Origin of the sequence: Providencia sp. PROV130 (assembly GCF_028482225.1) — a bacterium.
GTDB classification, from domain to species: Bacteria; Pseudomonadota; Gammaproteobacteria; order Enterobacterales; family Enterobacteriaceae; genus Providencia; species Providencia rettgeri.
This window is the reverse complement of sequence record NZ_JAMPQC010000003.1, coordinates 127,587-145,071: the sequence shown is the minus strand read 5'-3', so window position 1 is coordinate 145,071 and position 17,485 is coordinate 127,587. Positions and strand designations below refer to the sequence as shown.

Sequence of the window (17,485 nt, the reverse complement as noted above, 5' to 3'; positions counted from 1 at the left end):
AATGTGATGGCTTAATGCTATTTAGCACCTACTGCGTAAATTATTTTTTACTTTCAGCTTCGGCTTTGGCTTCTTTCGCTTCTACATCACGGTACCAACGAGGGTGATGTTTTCGCGCCCAACGGCGGCTAACTTTCCCTTCGATCATTCCGTTGATTGAACCTTTAACCCAGAATGCCATGTACATATGAATTAAAATGGCATGGATCAATACAATCGCAGCAACGGCATGAAGCAATAACCCCCACCGCACAACCCACATTGGGAATAAATGTGCAAAATAAGGGCGCCAAATGATAATACCAGTTATCAAGAGCACAAAAATCAGGCTCATGATGCTCCAGAACATCATTTTTTGACCGGCGTTATATTTACCGACATCAGCCACTTCATGTTCATTACCCTTCAATACTTCGACAATATTTTTAATCCAAGGTAAATCTTGCTTATCTGGAATATTGTGTTTCACAAAGCGAACAAACATAAACATCAGCACGACGAAAATCAACACACCAAAAAAGGGATGTAAAATCCGTCCCATTTGCGGCGTACCAAAGGTTTCCGTCAACCATTTCAATGTTGGGAAAAATAACGCGATCCCCGACAAAGCAACCAAGAAGAAGCTGATGACAACCGTCCAGTGACACGCGCGATCAATAAACTTTGTCCGCACAATCATTTTGCTTTTCTTACTCATGGTCATCTTTCTCCTCTTCATCACTCACTTCTTTGTTTGGACCAATTCCCACATAGTGGAAAATCAACCCTGCAAAGGTCGCGATAAATCCAACGACAGAAAGTGGTTTCAAGATGCCCTGCCACAGATTGATTGGTGTATCAATTTGTGGGTCTTTAGGCAGGCCATGATACAGTTCAGGTTTGTCAGCATGGTGAAGCACATAAACAACATGCGTACCACCCACACCTTCAGGATCATAAATTCCCGCTTGCGCATATCCCCGATTTTGTAATTTCGTTACGCGCTCTGCACCGTATTCCAACATTTCTTTTTTCGTACCGAAACGGATAGCCCCCGTTGGACAGGTTTTCACACATGCTGGCTCTTGACCAACACTCACCCTATCAACACACAAAGTACACTTGTACACTCGATTGTCTTTTGGATTTAATCGAGGAATGTTGAATGGGCAACCTGCGATACAATAACCACAACCAATACAGTGCTCTGATTGAAAATCCACAATACCATTTGCGTACTGAATGATTGCTCCTGCTGATGGGCAAGATTTCAAACATCCTGGGTCGGTACAATGCATACAGCCATCTTTGCGGATCAACCACTCTAGTTTACCCATTTCAGTGGTTTCGCTAAAACGCATCACCGTCCATGATTTTGCGCTTAAATCCGTTGGGTTATCATAAACTCCAACGCAATGGCCAACTTCATCACGGATATCATTCCACTCAGAACATGCCACTTGACAAGCTTTACAGCCGATACAAGACGACACATCAATGAGCTTACAGACTTCAAGCTTATCATCACGCGCTTGTGGCGGAGGCGTAATGCTATTGGTCGCGGAACGTTTAATAATGTCTTGAGATTGCATGGACATGTTCCCTCCCTTACGCCTTCTCAATGTTAACTAAGAATGCCTTATACTCAGGTGTCTGAGAGTTAGCATCGCCGACAGACGGCGTTAACGTATTGGTGATAAACCCTTTTTGAGTCGCACCTTCAAAGCCCCAGTGAATAGGTAGTCCAACTGTTTCAATTGGTTTTCCATCCACCATCAGCGTTTGTAATCGAGGAGTGACAACCGCAACTGCCTTGATAAACCCACGTTTACTGCTGACTTTGACCTTATCGCCTAACGCAATTCCTTTGGCTTTCGCTAATGTTTCGCTGATTTCAACAAATTGCTCTGGCTGGGCAATCGCGTTCAAGCGAGCATGCTTGGTCCATGTGTGGAAATGCTCTGTTAAACGGTATGTAGTTCCGACATAAGGGAAATCTTTGTGGTCACCAAGACGTTTCTTGTCTTCATCAAAAATCCGCGCCGCTGGATTAGAAACTACATTCGGGTGCAACGGGTTAGTGCCAAGTGGTGTTTCAAATGGCTCATAGTGCTCAGGGAATGGCCCTTCTGCCATCTTATCGATAGCAAATAAACGACCTAAACCTTCTGGTTGCATGATGAATGGCCCAGTTCCTACTTCAGGAGCAGAAGCATTGAAGTCAGGAATATCATTACCGACCCATTTTTTACCATTCCACTCGATAAGCATGCGGTCTTTATTCCACGGTTTACCTTGGGTGTCACAAGAAGCTCGGTTATAGATCACACGGCGGTTCAGAGGCCATGCCCATGCCCAACCCAGTGTGTTACCGATTCCGGATGGGTCGCTATTATCACGATTTGCCATCTGGTTGCCTTTCTCAGTCCAACTACCGGTATAAATCCAGCAAGAAGACGCCGTTGAACCATCTGCACGCAATAAAGCAAATGAGCTGAGTAGCTCGCCTTTTTTCGCTTGTAAATTGCCGTCGGCATCATAAAGATCAACCAGCGCAACACCGTTGTTTTCTTTCGCCACTTCTTCTGATTCAGGATGGAATTGCTGCTTATAATTCCATTTCATTTGCATCAGAGGATCTTGGCCTTGGCCGCCTTCTTTTTCATACAATTCACGGATCTTATACAGAATACCGGTCAATATTTGGCCATCGTTACGCGCTTCGCCTGGAGCATCTGCCGCTTGCCAGTGCCATTGTAACCAACGGCCTGAGTTGGCTATCGAACCATCTTCTTCCGCAAAACAAGTGGATGGTAAACGGAACACTTCGGTTTGAATCGAAGCCGTATCAACGTCATTCATCTCACCATGATTTTGCCAGAAATTAGCCGTTTCAGTGACTAATGGGTCGACAACAATCAGGTACTTCAGTTTACTAAGGCAGCTAACCACTTTATTTTTATCAGGGAATGACGCTACTGGGTTAAACCCTTGACAGATATAGCCAGTCACTTGGTCCTTGCTCATCATGTCAAAATACTTCATCACATCATAAGCTTGGTCCCATTTAGGTAACCAGTCATAACCCCATTGGTTCTCAGCTTGAGCGGAATCCCCATAGAAAGACTTCATCAAACTCACGAAGAACTTAGGATAGTTGCTCCAAAAATTCACCTGATTTGGCAATGTTGCTTTTGGCGTATTCGCAGTAAGGTAGCTTTCAATGTTCTGATGTTTTTCAGAAGGTAGTGTCAGGTAACCTGGCAAACTGGTTGATAGTAACCCTAAATCTGTTAAGCCTTGAATATTCGAGTGCCCGCGTAACGCGTTCACACCACCACCAGCAACCCCCATGTTACCTAGCAGTAACTGGATCATAGCCATGGTACGAATATTTTGTGCGCCAACAGTATGTTGTGTCCAACCTAATGCATACAGGAAAGTCCCGGCTTTGTCTGCCGCGCTTGTTGTCGCTAAGATTTCACAAACCTTCAAGAAGTCTGCTTTTGGTGTTCCACAAATTTGCTCAACAATATCAGGCGTATAGCGTGATACGTGTTTGTGAAGTAAATTCCACACGCAACGTGGGTCTTGTAATGTGTCATCGCGTAATGCGTGACCATTTTCATCAAACTTATAGTTCCAACTGGTTTTGTCATAACTACGCTTATCAGCGTCATAGCCACTAAATAAGCCATCGTTAAAGTCAAAATCATCTCTAACAATCAATGATGCATTGGTATAGTTCTGAACATATTCAGCATTAATTTTTTGATTTTCAATCAGGTACAGCAAAACGCCCGATAAAAAGGTAATATCGGTTCCTGAACGAATTGGGACATAATGATCAGCAACTGATGCGGTGCGCGTAAAACGCGGGTCTATGACAATCAGTGTGGCATCATTATTATTTTTCGCTTCAATTGCCCAGCGGAACCCAACAGGGTGTGCTTCCGCAGCATTACCGCCCATAACGACGACAACATCGGCATTTTTGATATCAACCCAGTGGTTGGTCATCGCACCGCGACCAAATGTTGGAGCAAGACTTGCTACCGTTGGTCCGTGTCAGACACGCGCTTGGTTATCAACCGCTAGCATACCTAGCGATCTGGCGAATTTTTGTGTCAACATTCCCGTTTCGTTACTAGCAGCTGATGCGCAAAGCATCCCTGTTGATAACCAACGGTTTACCGTTGTTCCTTCCGCATTTTTTTCGATGAAATTCGCATCGCGGTCATCTTTCATCAAGCGTGCAATGCGCGTAAAAGCATCATTCCAACTAATGCGTTCCCACTTATCAGAGCCTGGCGCTCTATATTCAGGATAACGTAAACGATTTTCGCTTTGGATATAATCGAGCAGGCCAGCCCCTTTAGGGCATAAAGCACCACGGTTTACCGGGTGGTCTGAGTCACCTTCGACATGGAATATCGCGGATTTAGCATTCATGGCACCATCGCCCATGCTATATATTAGTAATCCACAACCGACAGAACAGTAGGTACAAGTATTACGCGTCTCTTTAGAGCGAAGTAATTTATATTCACGTACATTAGCTATTGCCATTCCAGGCATAAAACCTAACGCAGCTACAGTTGTACCTGCCATCCCGCCAGCGCAGATTTTAAAAAACTTTCTGCGACTAACGTTCATTGCTACCTCTTTATATTTTTTGTATAAATCGGTGAGAGAATAGCAGCCTAATATGATTAGATATTGCCTAAAATCAATGAAAGTGAAAATAAAAGTTTAATTAATATTAACTGAGTAGTTAAACATCAATTAAAATTACTACCAATAGAGTATTTATTGTTAAATTGATTTGGATCAAATGTTACATTTAAACTATTTTAGTTAAATTCCATTTCAATTAACATTTCGTAAAAGAGAATACGTCTATTTCTTAGAAAAAATAAATTTTAAATTTAATTTAAATATAGATTTAGTATTTATCTGATGAAATAAACATAAAGGAATAATTTTGTGATCGCCTTAAATGCCACGTCATCTTAAAATAAACAAATAATTTTTTTTCAAGGTGACGTGATAACACTATCGTCTATTTCCAACCACTAATTATGATCCCTGCACCAAAGAGCACAACTAGAGCGCCTACCCAGTCAGTCACGGTAAGAGACACACCATCAACCACTTTCAGCCAAACTAATGCGGTGGCAATATATATCCCGCCATAAGTAGCATAAATTCGGCCACTTGCTTCCGGATGCAATGTCAATAACCAGACAAATAGCATTAAACTTAACGCCGCAGGGATCAATAACCAAGCCCCACCTTGCTTTTTCATCCAAAGATAAGGAAAGTAACAGCCTGCAATTTCAGCCAACGCAGTGATAAAGAATAAAGCAATAATTTTTATCGACATAAAAACCCATTCAAAATAGCCCCATAAATATCACGTTGATATTAGCAAATTTCATCAACACTGTTATGTGGTTTTCACTAATATCAGTGAAATACGTCTTGCAACCAGTAAGACATAAAAAACGCCAAGGTTAACATAAACACTGACGAGCCCTATGAACAACTCAGCCTTACTCTATAATTTGTAGAATTTTTATCAATAATTTAACAAATTCCATACAAGAGCACAATATCACCTGTATTTTTACCATCACACCCATTATTATACAGTGCATAATAATTTGAATAGGTATTAATATGATTTCAGGACATGTCTTTATAGCAACCAGCCTAGATGGTTATATTGCCCGAAAAAATGGTGATATTGAGTGGCTTTTACAACAAGATTTTCCTGATGAAAATCATGGCTACGAAAACTTCATCAATAACATCGATGCAATCATTATGGGGCGAGGGACATTTGAAACCGTTTGCGGCTTCATGCCTTGGCCCTATGAGCAACCTATTGTGGTTCTTTCATCCACACTCACACTGCAACCCGTTCCTGAGCATTTAGCCGGTAAGGTGCGTTTTTCAAGCCAGACGCCAGAGCAAGTCATGCAAATATTAGAGTCTGAAGGCTGTAAACGTGTTTATATCGATGGCGGACAAGTCATTCAATCCTTTTTAAAGCAAGGGCTAATTCATGACCTTATTATCACTAAAATTCCTGTTTTATTAGGTGAAGGACGCCCGTTATTTGGCCCACTACCTCAAGATATCTTGCTCAAGCATTTAAATACTCAAAGCTTCCCTTCAGGGCTTATTCAATCCCATTATGAGATAGTAAAATGACGGAGCGAAAACCAGGTCGTCCGAAAGCACAACAACTCAATATTTCCTCTGAAAATATTATTGCAAAGGCAATAGAGATATTAGATGAAAAAGGAATTGAACAATTATCCATGCGACTGATTGCTAAGGAAATGACAATCAGTCCGATGGCTCTTTACCATTATTTTACCGATAAAAACGCGTTAATTAAGGCCATTGGTAACACCCTTTATCACTGTATTAATGTTGCTGATGTCACGGGCACTTTTCCTAAAATAGAAAGCCTTCTATGCCAATATCGAGAAAAGGTGATTCAGTACCCACAAATTACGTTAGCAATATTTAATGCTTCCGCATTATTTCCTGAGCAAGCCACTCGCATAACTAATGAGTTAATTCAGTTACTCACTGAGCTAGGGTTATCAACACAACAAGCAACCCAGCGGGGGTATATTCTCATCGACTATACTCACGGTGAAGCATTAGCAACATCCACTCTCTTACGTAATGAACATCACGCAGATGAAAGAATATGCAATGCACAAGAAAATTATACTGAAGCATTAAAAATTCTTTTAAAAAATATCGATAAGCCATAAGTTAATATGATTAGGTTAAAAATCAAACCAAGCTCCATGCTCCTAAATTTTTAGTTTAAATTTTAAGACCTATTGCTGTTACTATAATAATTTTATCATCTTATTGGCTAATAAAATTATTATGAGAGCAACATCTGAAGAAGCCCGTGTATATATAGAAGTGGTAGAACAAAAAAGTTTTAGTAAAGCGGCTGCTAAACTTAATTTAGCAAATTCAGCAGTGAGCCGAATCGTCAAAAAATTGGAAGAAAAACTGGGGGTCAATTTGCTTAACCGTACCACTAGGCAAATTGACTTAACTGCAGAGGGCGAAATTTATTTTCAACGCATGAAAATTATCTTGCAAGAAATGCAAGCGGCAGAAGATGAATTATATGACACACAAAGCTCTCCAAAAGGCCTATTACGAATTGATGCAGCAACACCGATTGTATTGCATATATTAATCCCTTTTGTTGCTATTTTTCGCAAACAATATCCAGACATTCATTTGTCGTTAGTTTCATCGGAAACCTTTGTTAATTTAATTGAACGGAAAGTTGATGTTGCAATTCGAGCAGGACATCTCACCGACTCCAGCTTACGTGCTCGCCCATTATTTAAGAGTTACCGCAAGATTATTGCGTCTCCAAATTATCTGGAACAACATGATGAACCTAAATACCCTCAAGATCTTTTGCATCATACATGCTTAACCTTTACTGAACCCGTATCATTAAATATGTGGCCAGTTAAAGGCATTGATGGGCAACTAATAGAAGTTACTGCAGGGATATCATCAAATAGCGGAGAGACGCTAAGACAGCTTTGTTTAGCTGGAAATGGGATTGCATGTTTGTCTGACTTTATGGTGAATAAAGATATTCAAAATGGCCAATTTGTCGAAGTATTAAAAGATGAATTGCAGCCTATTCCTTTACCATTCCATGCCGTGTATTACAGTGACCGCGTTGTCAGCCAGCGTATTCGGGTTTTTATTGATAGCTTAACTCAATATCTTGCAGAAGTTCAGAGGCCATAACAAATTCTAGCCTCTGGGCATATAGAATAATCAGTTAGTCCCAGTTTGGCGCTAAACCTTCTGGGCTAACTAAACGGTCATTACAATCTAATGCTGCAATCGCCGCTTTATCGTCACTATCTAACTGTAATTGAGTTGCTTGCAAGTTACTTAATAAATTTTCACGTTTTGTTGATGATGGAATAACAGAATACCCTTCACCAATCGCCCACGCTAAAATAACCTGAGCGGATGTTGCATTGTGTTTCTGTGCAATACTCGCAATAACCTCATCCTTTAATGCGTTACCATACGCTAATGTCATATAAGAAGTAATATGGATATTGTGTTGTTTTGCCCACTCAACGACTTTTTTGTTTTGCAGATAAGGTGAAAGCTCGATTTGGTTTGTCGCAATATTTTCAACGCCGACTGCCGCGATTGCTTTTTCCATTAATGGAATAGTGAAATTAGAAATACCAATTTCACGTGTTAACCCTTGTTTTTTCGCTTCCAATAATGCTTGCATGAACTCTTCAACAGAAACAGCATCATTTGGAGATGGCCAATGCACTAGTGTTAAATCCACATAATCCATTTGCAGATCACTTAAACTTTGTTTCAGACTTGGGATGAGCTTATCTTTACTTAAATTCTCAATCCAAATTTTTGTTGTGATATAAAGCTCGCTGCGTTCAACGCCGCTTTCTGCAATAGCCTGCCCAACCGCAGCTTCATTCTCATAAATTTGTGCAGTATCAACGGCGCGGTACCCAACATCTAATGCATTTTTTACTGAAGCAATCACCACATCATCTTTTAAACGGAATGTACCCACACCAATTACAGGAATAGTCATTGTGTTACCTTTCTTAAATTTTATACATTAAGCTTCACGGGTAATTATCTGGATAGTCCATGTTCATTCGCTACGAACTACCCCATAATTACTGCGACAATTTGAATACGACAAAGAATACGATGAGATAATGCAGAGAAAAATAGCCGTAAGCTCAATAGACTTTTGCTAAAAAATCAATAATCCCTATTATTAATAGCTTTAACTATAAAAATAGTCTTTATAGTGATATTTGACTAAACTTCGCCTAATTAAATTATCAAATAAGACAATAAAACCATAAAAACAATAAATTACATTTTATTACTCTACTTTTCATCTTTATTTTAGTTTGTTAGCCTAAATATAACTTAGCAATTAACGAATAAGGCAATACAAATGAAAATTCTTCTTCTCAATGGTGGGCAAACATTTGCTCACTCGGCAGGCCAACTTAATCGTACGTTACATGATGTAGCCAAAACCACGCTAAGTAAGTTAGGGCACACTATTCAAGAAACGCATATTGAGTCGGGCTACAATTCCGAAAATGAAGTTAAAAAATTTCTTTGGGCGGATACGATTATTTACCAAATGCCTGGCTGGTGGATGATGATGCCTTGGATGGTAAAAAAATATATGGATGACGTTTATACCCTCGGTCACGGCCATTTATATGCAAATGATGGCCGTACTCGCCAAGATCCAAGCAAGCAATATGGTACTGGAGGCCTACTTCATGGAAGAAAATATATGCTTTCCGTTACTTGGAATGCTCCTCTTGATGCATTTGATGAATTTGATAATTTTTTTGATGGTCGAGGTGTCGATGGTGTCTATTTTGCCTTTCATAAATCACAACAATTTCTCGGATTGAAAAAATTCCCAACCTTTATGGTTAATGACGTGATCAAAGAGCCTAATATTGAAAAATACATCAATGATTACAAAGCACATCTCACCGAAATTTTTGGATAATCAACTTAAAAAGGAATACATTTGTATTCCTTTTTATTATTTAGTCATTATTAATTAATATTATGCAATTTTGCTTATTAATTTCACATCTAATGAATCAATTTTATCTTCTATTTTCTTAATAAAGTCTTTCAAATGTTGTGTTCCATTATGTTTATCTAATGATTTTTGGTCCTTCCAAATCTCAAAGAAAATAAAAATGTTTGGATTAGCATTATCTTGGTGTAATTCATACTGAAGACAACCTTCATCCTTATTGCTTGACTCAACAATTGATTTAGTTGCTGCTTTCACAAAATCAACTTCATTATCTTTTGCAATTACTGTTGCAACAATTCTTATTTCTGACATAAGCTCACCCTGTTATAAATAGATAATTTTAACTCATCTATTTATAGCATAACTCGAAGTTAGAATTTAACCTTTATTATTCTATAAATTAGAAAATACTTTTCCAGCTTTAATCATGTTGTTATATTGCAAAAATAGTGTAAATTCAAAAGATAATACAATCAACTTTATCGTTTCATTACATTTTATTTTCGCTGATGAGCAAAGGCTGAATTTTAGCCCATCATGGGATGGGAATTTTCAATTTATACTCATTACCGTGCTGGGTAACACATTAACAATTCATTCACATTAATGGATTTACTATACAGATAATACTAACCAGCGTAGCATGATGAAATCATAATATATGAATGAGGCCACAATGAAAAATCATATTCAATTGGATATTAAAGACAATGAAGCCACTTTATCTTACCTATCGGATAAAATAATTTTACCTATTGGCATTAAGAGCTTTAATGGCTTTAAGTTTCAGCATTCCCCTATTACAGCTTATGAAGCTGAAATGGCAATTGAACATATAGAAAACGCGATTATTCCGATAAAAAAACAGCTCCCTGCAGGGGAAATATTGCTTTTTAGTCATGAAAAAAAATTAAATTTACTGATAGAAAGTAGGCATATTAATGGTAACTTTATCACGACACCGCAAATTGAAGATGCTTTTAATGAATTGGTCGATGTGATTAATGGTAGCCCCATTCATTCAACACAATTGCCAACAAATAGCGAATTCAGTGCTTTTTTATTAATCATTAGAGAGATTACTCATCATTGGAGTTTGAATGGTATTACATATAATTAATCACAATAGCGAAGGAGGATAAAGCCCTCCTTCTTTTTCTATCAGCCCTATTAGTTTAGTAGCTTTTTCATTAACAATGCTCTTTTTTCTTCTGCAATAAAACTCGCCAGTAATGCATTTACATTACACTCAGTAAAGTCAGCAATACCCCAACCAAATATATCATGCAATAATTGGTACTCTTTATTTAATGTTACATCCGCAACTGTTCGCGCATCTGTATTTATGCTTAATTTAACGCCCTGCTGTTTCAACTTATTAATAGGGTGGTTTTCGATACTATCAAAGACATTGCACACCAAATTGCAACTTGGGCAAACTTCAAGTAATACATTTAACACTTTGAGCTTTTCAATCGTATTTGAATTCTCAATACTTCTAACTCCATGTCCTATACGCGAAACATTTAGCTTATCTAATGTTTCAATCACGCTTTCATAGCCTAAAGCCTCACCAGCATGTGCGATAACATTGCCGCCATGTTCTCTGACATAGTTAAATGCAATTTCATGATTATCTAATGAAAAGCGAGCCTCATCTGCGGCTAAATCTAGTGCTACAACACCACGAGATTGATACTCTACAACTAATTTTGCCGTTTCAAGACTCTGAGAGGCAGTAAAATGCCTCAAAGTACACAAAATCAAGCCAGCTTCTATTTCATACTTTACAACTGCCGAATTCATCGCATCTAATGTTATATCAACAACCTCTCGGCTTGAAAGACCTTGTTGAGTATGTAATAAAGGAGCAAACCGAATTTCTGTATAAATTACATTATCCATTTTTAATTGCTCAAACAAATCATCAACAGCGAGTCCAATAGCAGATTTTGTCTGTAATATATTAAGTTGAGGTTTAATGCAACGTAGAAAATCGCCAAGATCTTCGCATCTTACTGGTGCAATAAAGCCTTGTTTAAACTCATTAAACGTTAGTGTTGGGATGGTTTGTTTAACATAAGAATAACTTAAACATGTATCTAAATGCACGTGTAGTTCAATTTTTGGCATAACGTTAATTGCTGTTTTTATGCTTTTAGTAAATACGCTTGACGGTTTTAAAGGTACTTTCATGTTAATATCCTGCGAGTTATTTTTTAATAAACTAGCAAGGTTACTACCATTTAAAAAAGGACATATGTCCTTTTTTAAATGAAAAAAACGAGTATGATTTAAGTATAATTTCAAGCGAAAATGGTTATAAAAATGAAAGCAATAAACTCTACAATAAAGCGTGAAGAATTTATTACTCATCATCAACTTGATAAAATCATTTCTGACGAAACTCTCAAAAAAACAAAACTTATCCACATAAAGGCCAAAGAATATTTAATATTTCAAGATAGCCAAATCAGCCACCTTTACTTCCTTGTTTGCGGAAAATTGCAAATTGAACGTTATGAAACTAACGGTTGCAAAGTCATTTTTTCATTTGAAAATGCATTTTCTATAATTGGTGATTTAGAACTTTTTCAAAGTAACCTTGAAAATGACCGTATCTATAATACGATCCAAGCAGTTACAGATGCAGACTTGCTTGCACTACCTTTATCTATGATCCGAAAAAAAGAAATTTACGCTCCATTATTTTTGCAATTTATCTGTCAGCACCTTAGCAAAAAGCTTTATAACACATCACAGTTACACTCCAGTGCATCATATTCAGTTGAATATAAATTAAGACGCTATCTTACTTTTGCTGAAAAGCAGAATGGAGAAAGTTTTCAATTAGAAAATCGTGACTCTTTAGCCGCAATGCTAGGCGTCTCTGTTAGGCAATTAAATCGAACACTATCTAAACTCGTCAGTGATAAATTGATTGAGAAAAAAGGTAAGAAAATTAAGATATTAAATACTAAACAGCTCTTAACTTCATGTCAGAAATAGAAAAGGCCACCACTTCATTCACAATGGCAGCCTTTTTATAAAATAAGGACATAATTACTTTTTGGTTGCTAAAATAACCGAAGAGGCTTTAATTATCGCAGTTACTTTGCTGTTCACTGCTAACCCCATTTCAATTGTACTGTTATTCGTTACTACCGCTGATAATAATGTTCCTGCACCCGTTTTTAAATTAACGACTGAGTTTACACTACCTTTTTCAATAGACTCTACTTTGCCATTGAATTGGTTACGTGCTGAAAATTGGTATTCTTGTGCATCAGAAACAAGAACAACCCAAGGTGCTTTAATCACCGCAACTGCTTGTTTACCTTTTTCTAATCCTAATTGTTTAGTGCTGTTTTTAGTGATGATTGCAGCAATGCTTTCTCCATTACCTAAATTTAAAATAATTTCATCATTTACTGAGCCGACAACAACCGACTCAACAACACCTGTAAGTTGATTTCTTGCAGAAATAGCCATTAAACATCTCCTATATTTAATAAAAATTGACCTCAGTAATACTATTTTTTAGTAATTTAATATTATTACCATTCGAATTAAGATTTAAAATAAAGTTGCATTTATAGGCAATATTTTTAGTATTATAATCGCACTTAGAATTAACTAATAATATCGTTTGTCCCAATGCACGGATATCCATCGTATGATCAAACGGCTTACTCATATCTTTCCCATAAGTAACTATAGTCTCTGAGATGAGTGTATTATCTTTAAAATATTTTATCGTTGTTGGAAGTTTAAATTCATTATAATCATTTTTGCTATATTGTTTTTTCGTATCAGCAAGCAATGAGCCAGAAATAATGCCATCTTGGTTATATTGGTAGATTAATTCACCATTTGAATCTTTTTTAGACATTATTTGACAGTTATCACCTATCACCATTTCAACAGGACCACTAACATCCCTACCAATCAATTTATTTTTAACTCGCTTTACAAAAAGATAGTTATGAGCACCATTTAAATACTCATCTTTCTTTTGATCAAAAGTAAAACTTTCCACACAACCATCATGACCAATTTTTAACATTGATTCATAATTAATTGATTTATCTTCATTATAAACAACTGATTTTATTTGCTTAACAGCACCTCTGACAGGATTGAAATCATAAAGTTGAGCCAGATTAAACACCACTGGGTTATATTGCTGTTCTTGAAACGCTAATGATACAAAAGAAACAGGGAATAAACTTAAACAAACGATTCCCAATGGGTATTTTTTACTCATTTCTATCGTCTACCTCTAACGGCTACGGCTTGTTTTGACTTAAAAATAGCCTTTTGTATACATATTATCAGTTTTTCGATAAAAGTCAGGTTATGAACTCATAAACTGAGTATAAAACGAGTCTTAAATTAAATTAAAAGCCATTTTCGGCTAAAGACAAATATAAATACGAAAAAATAATAAACAATAACAATGACTGTAACTCCTTTTTTTAAAATAATAATAAAGGAGTTACTTAAATTGATTATGGCATAATTGGAGCCGGTGTTGGCTCGCGCTCATCGTTATAAACACGGCCAAAACGTAGGTTTCCTTGGTTCCACTCCTCAACTGCGGCATGAATATCGGCTTTAGTTCGACCAATAAAATTCCACCACATTAGTACTGACTCATTTAAAGGCTCACCACCAAGTAATAAAATGTGGCTATCTGAAGCTAGCTCTATAGAAATTTCTGTTATATTTTTGCCTAAATAAACTAATTCATTACTCTTAATTTGCTGCCCTTCAATAATGGCACTTCCACTTACGGCAAAAATACCGTATTCAAATTCAGATCGTAAAGTTAAAACTTGTCGAGCGGTTTTCTTCGCAATAATATCAAGCCCGATCAACGGTGAAAATGTCAATGTTGGTGCTTTATAAGTGCCATATTCCCCAACTAATAAATTGAAATAGATTTCGCCTTCAGCCCAACGAGGTAACGTAGGATAATGGTCAAAGCGTGGGGAAATATCTTTAACTGCTTCGGGCAAAGCAATCCATAATTGCACAGCATGTAACTGCCGGCTCTCTCCATAGGTATCTTCAGAATGACTGATCCCATGACCTGCTGTCATTAAATTAACCTGTCCTGGCCGAATAACCTGCTCATAACCAAGGCTATCTCGATGCAATACTTCACCTTCAATCATCCAAGTGAATGTTTGTAAAGCAGTATGAGGGTGAGGTGATACCTTCATTCCCTCTGAGTCGCCTTTAAAAACCGTCGGGCCCGCGTGGTCAAGAAAACACCAAGCTCCTATTAGCCTACGCTCCCTTGTTGGCAAAACTCGTGCAACAAGAAGCCCACCAACATCCTTCGAACGTGCTGTAATCAACTGTAAATCAGGTATTTTATCATTAAATTGAATACTCATACTTACCTCATCAGTAATTAGCAAATGTTATTGGCGGATATCACTGTATTCAGGTGTTCTATCGAATATTGCTTTTGCAAAAGGGCATAATGGAATAATTTTTCGTCCTTCATTTCTCATTCGCTCAACAACCTTAGCAACTAATAACTTTGCAATTCCCTGTCCTTTTAAGCTTTCATCAACCACGGTGTGGTCAATAATCACCAGTTCATCGCCAGTATAAACAAAAGTTATCTCGGCAAGACGAGTTTGCTTGTCATCGGATAAAATAAAAAAGCTATTGTGGTCAGATTGGATATTCATCATAAATAACACCCTCTAAGTTAAATCAATTTAACTTAGAGTATGTGACGTATACTAAAAAGACAATATTCTACAATTGTCGATGTGATCCAAATATTTTGAAGTTAGCGAGATAACAAAGTAAGAAAAGATGCCACGACAGCGCTTAACTAGAGATTAAATTTAGTTAAACGCTGTTTTTCAATTGGTTAATTAATGTGACACACATTAATTAATTGTCAGAAAAGTTGCTTATCACTGTATAGGTTAATGAGTTTTCTGAGCTATCGATAACTTTTAATTTTACATTTCGATAAGAAATAATGTCGCTATTTTTAAGGTTATACTGAATCGTATCGCCAAATCCTTGGTTCTCAATATTCGAACCTATTTTTTGATAACTAATATCGACAACTTGGTCATTTATCCCATTGAAAATTAAAGCCTGTTCAAATGAATTACCATCAGAATTGTTTAATTTCACCTGTTCGATTTGTGCTTTATCGCTACAAACAGCAACATTGACATCTGTTACGATACAAATCTCATTAGGACTAGATCCTTTTTTAATTAAAAGTGAATTCCAAGGTTGCCCTAAAACCTCAACAGCGACCGAACCAGAGTCAATTATTTGGTCTGGCATATAAAAATCGCCTTTATCACTTGAACCCACTTTTTTGAATACACCCGGAATAATTTTGTATGCCAAATCTATCTGTACAGGGTTTAATACTTTAATTCCATCTATTTCACTAATATTGCCTTCTCTAACTAAGGGTTGCCCTACTGTAATATGGTTGACCTGACCTATTTTAGGCTCACTGATTTTTTGTGAGTCAGGAACATAATTATACTCAGTCACCGCACATCCTGATAAAAAAGCAATGCAAAAAACTGGAACTAATAATTTATTCATCTTGATAAAATCCATGGCATTAAGATATTAAATATTATATTTATAAAACAATTTCAACAAGTTACTATTTTTCTATCCACTGAAATTTTTTGATGAAACTAACCTTGATGATTTAGTTATAACCCATGGTATTAATCATCATTTAGTTATGTGGGATGGTAACTCAAAACTGTGTGCTAATTACTCTCATGTCTGAACAAGCCAAAAAATACAAATAAAAACGTCATTAGAACAACAAAAAACACCTTATATTATTGACGTTTCGTTAACGTATATTCTGCCATGAAAGCATCATATAAGCATTGGCACAACTGGCTTTATTATCATAATTTTTTCATCTGGTTATCCCTTTAGTTGATAAGACCATTTATACATAACCGCCTCAGCTTATGCTTTGGCGGTTTTTTCGTACTTATATTTTTTGATTAAATTTATTGTTATTTGCGTAAGGCATTTTATTATCTAGTAATTTAAAGCTAAAGCTCTCTCTATCTACATATCCAACAACATTGTTTGAATCATATAGCTGAATGAAGAAATCAGCTAGTTCCTCGCTAGAATGATATGTACCAAAAACTTTATCGTAATCATAATATTCTACTCCGTTAGCAATTCGACCAAAATCTGTTTTGGTCGCTGCTGGAGCCAGTAATTTTACTTTAACCTTAGCATCCAAGTTCAATAATTCATGAGCCAATCCCTCAGTAAAAGAGCTAACAAAGAATTTCGATGCACAGTAGGTAACGGCTGTAGGTACGATAGTATATCCTCCTGCAGAGCTTACATTGATCAACTGTGAGTCATCAATATTCTGATTATCCCGCACGAACATTAACGATAGAACTGCGAGTGTATTGATATTCAAATTTAATAAAGTTTGTGCATCCTTTATTGGCTGAGAGAATGCTTCCCCATAATATCCAACACCTGCATTATTTACCCATACCCGAATATCAAAAGCTTTCAGTTCCTCATAAAGTGAAATAGCATCATCTGTAATAGATAAATCACATGATTTTGTTACGACCTCAATGTATTGATTAATCTTACGCAATTTGATTTTCAATTCATTCAACAAGGAATCTCGCCTTGCTACAGCAATAATATTAAATCCACGCTCAGCTAATTTTATTGAAATTGCACGACCAATACCTGAACTCGCACCTGTAATAACCGCATAATGTTTATTTCTCATGACATACCCTCTTTGACAAAAGTTTCAAAAGGGTAAAGGATAGAGTTAACTCTAGG

The 17,485-nt window shown here is 36.9% G+C and carries 19 protein-coding genes; 6 read left to right on the top strand and 13 right to left on the bottom strand.

The features are described 5' to 3' along the window. Nucleotides 1-40 precede the first annotated feature (40 nt). The 4 genes from fdnI to PSF28_RS01760 form a co-directional block, all read right to left on the bottom strand. Nucleotides 41-697, bottom strand: coding sequence for a formate dehydrogenase-N subunit gamma (gene fdnI, locus PSF28_RS01775; protein WP_210835275.1), 657 nt, complete (start codon nt 695-697; stop codon nt 41-43). Then, the gene (gene fdxH / locus PSF28_RS01770) at nt 690-1,577 is read right to left on the bottom strand and encodes a formate dehydrogenase subunit beta (RefSeq protein ID WP_004909723.1); all 888 of its coding nucleotides are present in this window, start codon (nt 1,575-1,577) and stop codon (nt 690-692) included. Before fdxH ends, fdnI begins: the two co-directional genes overlap by 8 nt. Before the next feature lie 10 nt (nt 1,578-1,587). After that, complete coding sequence (gene fdnG, locus PSF28_RS01765; RefSeq protein ID WP_210835277.1) at nt 1,588-4,635, bottom strand: formate dehydrogenase-N subunit alpha; 3,048 nt, start codon at nt 4,633-4,635, stop codon at nt 1,588-1,590. 406 nt (nt 4,636-5,041) lie between these two features. Next, nucleotides 5,042-5,365 (bottom strand): YnfA family protein, encoded by a 324-nt coding sequence (locus tag PSF28_RS01760; protein WP_210835279.1) that lies wholly within the window; start codon nt 5,363-5,365, stop codon nt 5,042-5,044. A 296-nt stretch (nt 5,366-5,661) separates the two neighbouring features. Between PSF28_RS01760 and PSF28_RS01755 the strand changes: the two genes are divergently transcribed. The 3 genes from PSF28_RS01755 (at nt 5,662) to yafC (ending at nt 7,797) form a co-directional block, all read left to right on the top strand. Then, nucleotides 5,662-6,198 carry a dihydrofolate reductase family protein gene (locus PSF28_RS01755; RefSeq protein ID WP_210835282.1) on the top strand — a complete coding sequence of 179 codons (537 nt, stop codon included), beginning with the start codon at nt 5,662-5,664 and terminating at the stop codon, nt 6,196-6,198. After that, the gene (locus tag PSF28_RS01750; protein WP_210835284.1) at nt 6,195-6,776 is read left to right on the top strand and encodes a TetR/AcrR family transcriptional regulator; all 582 of its coding nucleotides are present in this window, start codon (nt 6,195-6,197) and stop codon (nt 6,774-6,776) included. Before PSF28_RS01755 ends, PSF28_RS01750 begins: the two co-directional genes overlap by 4 nt. A 121-nt stretch (nt 6,777-6,897) precedes the next feature. Beyond that, complete coding sequence (gene yafC, locus PSF28_RS01745; RefSeq protein WP_210835286.1) at nt 6,898-7,797, top strand: DNA-binding transcriptional regulator YafC; 900 nt, start codon at nt 6,898-6,900, stop codon at nt 7,795-7,797. A gap of 34 nt (nt 7,798-7,831) precedes the next feature. On the opposite strand, the gene dkgB is transcribed toward yafC, so the two are convergent. After that, nucleotides 7,832-8,635 (bottom strand): 2,5-didehydrogluconate reductase DkgB, encoded by an 804-nt coding sequence (dkgB, locus tag PSF28_RS01740; RefSeq protein ID WP_210835288.1) that lies wholly within the window; start codon nt 8,633-8,635, stop codon nt 7,832-7,834. A gap of 378 nt (nt 8,636-9,013) precedes the next feature. Between dkgB and PSF28_RS01735 the strand changes: the two genes are divergently transcribed. Beyond that, on the top strand, nt 9,014-9,592 hold the full coding sequence (locus PSF28_RS01735; protein WP_210835290.1) for an NAD(P)H-dependent oxidoreductase: 579 nt from the start codon (nt 9,014-9,016) through the stop codon (nt 9,590-9,592). Between the two features lie 60 nt (nt 9,593-9,652). Here the strand turns inward: PSF28_RS01735 and PSF28_RS01730 are convergent, their stop codons facing one another. Next, nucleotides 9,653-9,943 (bottom strand): putative quinol monooxygenase, encoded by a 291-nt coding sequence (locus PSF28_RS01730; protein ID WP_210835291.1) that lies wholly within the window; start codon nt 9,941-9,943, stop codon nt 9,653-9,655. 364 nt (nt 9,944-10,307) lie between these two features. Here PSF28_RS01730 and PSF28_RS01725 point away from each other — a divergent pair, with 364 nt between their 5' ends. Continuing rightward, a complete protein-coding gene (locus PSF28_RS01725) occupies nt 10,308-10,751 on the top strand; it encodes a hypothetical protein (protein WP_210835292.1) in 444 nt (147 codons plus the stop codon). A gap of 50 nt (nt 10,752-10,801) precedes the next feature. On the opposite strand, the gene add is transcribed toward PSF28_RS01725, so the two are convergent. After that, on the bottom strand, nt 10,802-11,827 hold the full coding sequence (add, locus tag PSF28_RS01720; protein WP_210835295.1) for an adenosine deaminase: 1,026 nt from the start codon (nt 11,825-11,827) through the stop codon (nt 10,802-10,804). 132 nt (nt 11,828-11,959) lie between these two features. On the opposite strand from add, the gene PSF28_RS01715 reads away from it, so the two are divergent. After that, the gene (locus PSF28_RS01715) at nt 11,960-12,640 is read left to right on the top strand and encodes a Crp/Fnr family transcriptional regulator (protein ID WP_272684541.1); all 681 of its coding nucleotides are present in this window, start codon (nt 11,960-11,962) and stop codon (nt 12,638-12,640) included. 54 nt (nt 12,641-12,694) lie between these two features. Here the strand turns inward: PSF28_RS01715 and PSF28_RS01710 are convergent, their stop codons facing one another. From PSF28_RS01710 to PSF28_RS01685, 6 genes are all read right to left on the bottom strand, one after another. Further along, the gene (locus PSF28_RS01710) at nt 12,695-13,123 is read right to left on the bottom strand and encodes a TOBE domain-containing protein (protein WP_210835299.1); all 429 of its coding nucleotides are present in this window, start codon (nt 13,121-13,123) and stop codon (nt 12,695-12,697) included. A 16-nt stretch (nt 13,124-13,139) separates the two neighbouring features. Next, the gene (locus PSF28_RS01705) at nt 13,140-13,898 is read right to left on the bottom strand and encodes a YnfC family lipoprotein (RefSeq protein WP_272684540.1); all 759 of its coding nucleotides are present in this window, start codon (nt 13,896-13,898) and stop codon (nt 13,140-13,142) included. 244 nt (nt 13,899-14,142) lie between these two features. After that, nucleotides 14,143-15,036 (bottom strand): pirin family protein, encoded by an 894-nt coding sequence (locus tag PSF28_RS01700; RefSeq protein ID WP_272665288.1) that lies wholly within the window; start codon nt 15,034-15,036, stop codon nt 14,143-14,145. A gap of 27 nt (nt 15,037-15,063) precedes the next feature. Further along, the gene (locus tag PSF28_RS01695; protein WP_164529360.1) at nt 15,064-15,339 is read right to left on the bottom strand and encodes a GNAT family N-acetyltransferase; all 276 of its coding nucleotides are present in this window, start codon (nt 15,337-15,339) and stop codon (nt 15,064-15,066) included. Nucleotides 15,340-15,550: 211 nt separating this feature from the next. Next, on the bottom strand, nt 15,551-16,234 hold the full coding sequence (locus PSF28_RS01690) for a DUF2103 domain-containing protein (protein ID WP_247605227.1): 684 nt from the start codon (nt 16,232-16,234) through the stop codon (nt 15,551-15,553). A 412-nt stretch (nt 16,235-16,646) separates the two neighbouring features. Continuing rightward, nucleotides 16,647-17,429: an SDR family NAD(P)-dependent oxidoreductase gene (locus PSF28_RS01685; RefSeq protein ID WP_210835310.1), complete on the bottom strand. Its 783-nt coding sequence runs from the start codon at nt 17,427-17,429 to the stop codon at nt 16,647-16,649. Nucleotides 17,430-17,485: the final 56 nt, after the last annotated feature.

Coding starts and splice junctions, on each gene's coding strand:
- fdnI (WP_210835275.1), bottom strand. CDS start 697: ATGAGTAAGAAAAGCAAAATGATTGTGCGGACAAAGTTTATTGATCGC.
- fdxH (WP_004909723.1), bottom strand. CDS start 1,577: ATGTCCATGCAATCTCAAGACATTATTAAACGTTCCGCGACCAATAGC.
- PSF28_RS01760 (WP_210835279.1), bottom strand. CDS start 5,365: ATGTCGATAAAAATTATTGCTTTATTCTTTATCACTGCGTTGGCTGAA.
- PSF28_RS01755 (WP_210835282.1), top strand. CDS start 5,662: ATGATTTCAGGACATGTCTTTATAGCAACCAGCCTAGATGGTTATATT.
- PSF28_RS01750 (WP_210835284.1), top strand. CDS start 6,195: ATGACGGAGCGAAAACCAGGTCGTCCGAAAGCACAACAACTCAATATT.
- yafC (WP_210835286.1), top strand. CDS start 6,898: ATGAGAGCAACATCTGAAGAAGCCCGTGTATATATAGAAGTGGTAGAA.
- dkgB (WP_210835288.1), bottom strand. CDS start 8,635: ATGACTATTCCTGTAATTGGTGTGGGTACATTCCGTTTAAAAGATGAT.
- PSF28_RS01735 (WP_210835290.1), top strand. CDS start 9,014: ATGAAAATTCTTCTTCTCAATGGTGGGCAAACATTTGCTCACTCGGCA.
- PSF28_RS01730 (WP_210835291.1), bottom strand. CDS start 9,943: ATGTCAGAAATAAGAATTGTTGCAACAGTAATTGCAAAAGATAATGAA.
- PSF28_RS01725 (WP_210835292.1), top strand. CDS start 10,308: ATGAAAAATCATATTCAATTGGATATTAAAGACAATGAAGCCACTTTA.
- add (WP_210835295.1), bottom strand. CDS start 11,827: ATGAAAGTACCTTTAAAACCGTCAAGCGTATTTACTAAAAGCATAAAA.
- PSF28_RS01715 (WP_272684541.1), top strand. CDS start 11,960: ATGAAAGCAATAAACTCTACAATAAAGCGTGAAGAATTTATTACTCAT.
- PSF28_RS01710 (WP_210835299.1), bottom strand. CDS start 13,123: ATGGCTATTTCTGCAAGAAATCAACTTACAGGTGTTGTTGAGTCGGTT.
- PSF28_RS01705 (WP_272684540.1), bottom strand. CDS start 13,898: ATGAGTAAAAAATACCCATTGGGAATCGTTTGTTTAAGTTTATTCCCT.
- PSF28_RS01700 (WP_272665288.1), bottom strand. CDS start 15,036: ATGAGTATTCAATTTAATGATAAAATACCTGATTTACAGTTGATTACA.
- PSF28_RS01695 (WP_164529360.1), bottom strand. CDS start 15,339: ATGAATATCCAATCTGACCACAATAGCTTTTTTATTTTATCCGATGAC.
- PSF28_RS01690 (WP_247605227.1), bottom strand. CDS start 16,234: ATGAATAAATTATTAGTTCCAGTTTTTTGCATTGCTTTTTTATCAGGA.
- PSF28_RS01685 (WP_210835310.1), bottom strand. CDS start 17,429: ATGAGAAATAAACATTATGCGGTTATTACAGGTGCGAGTTCAGGTATT.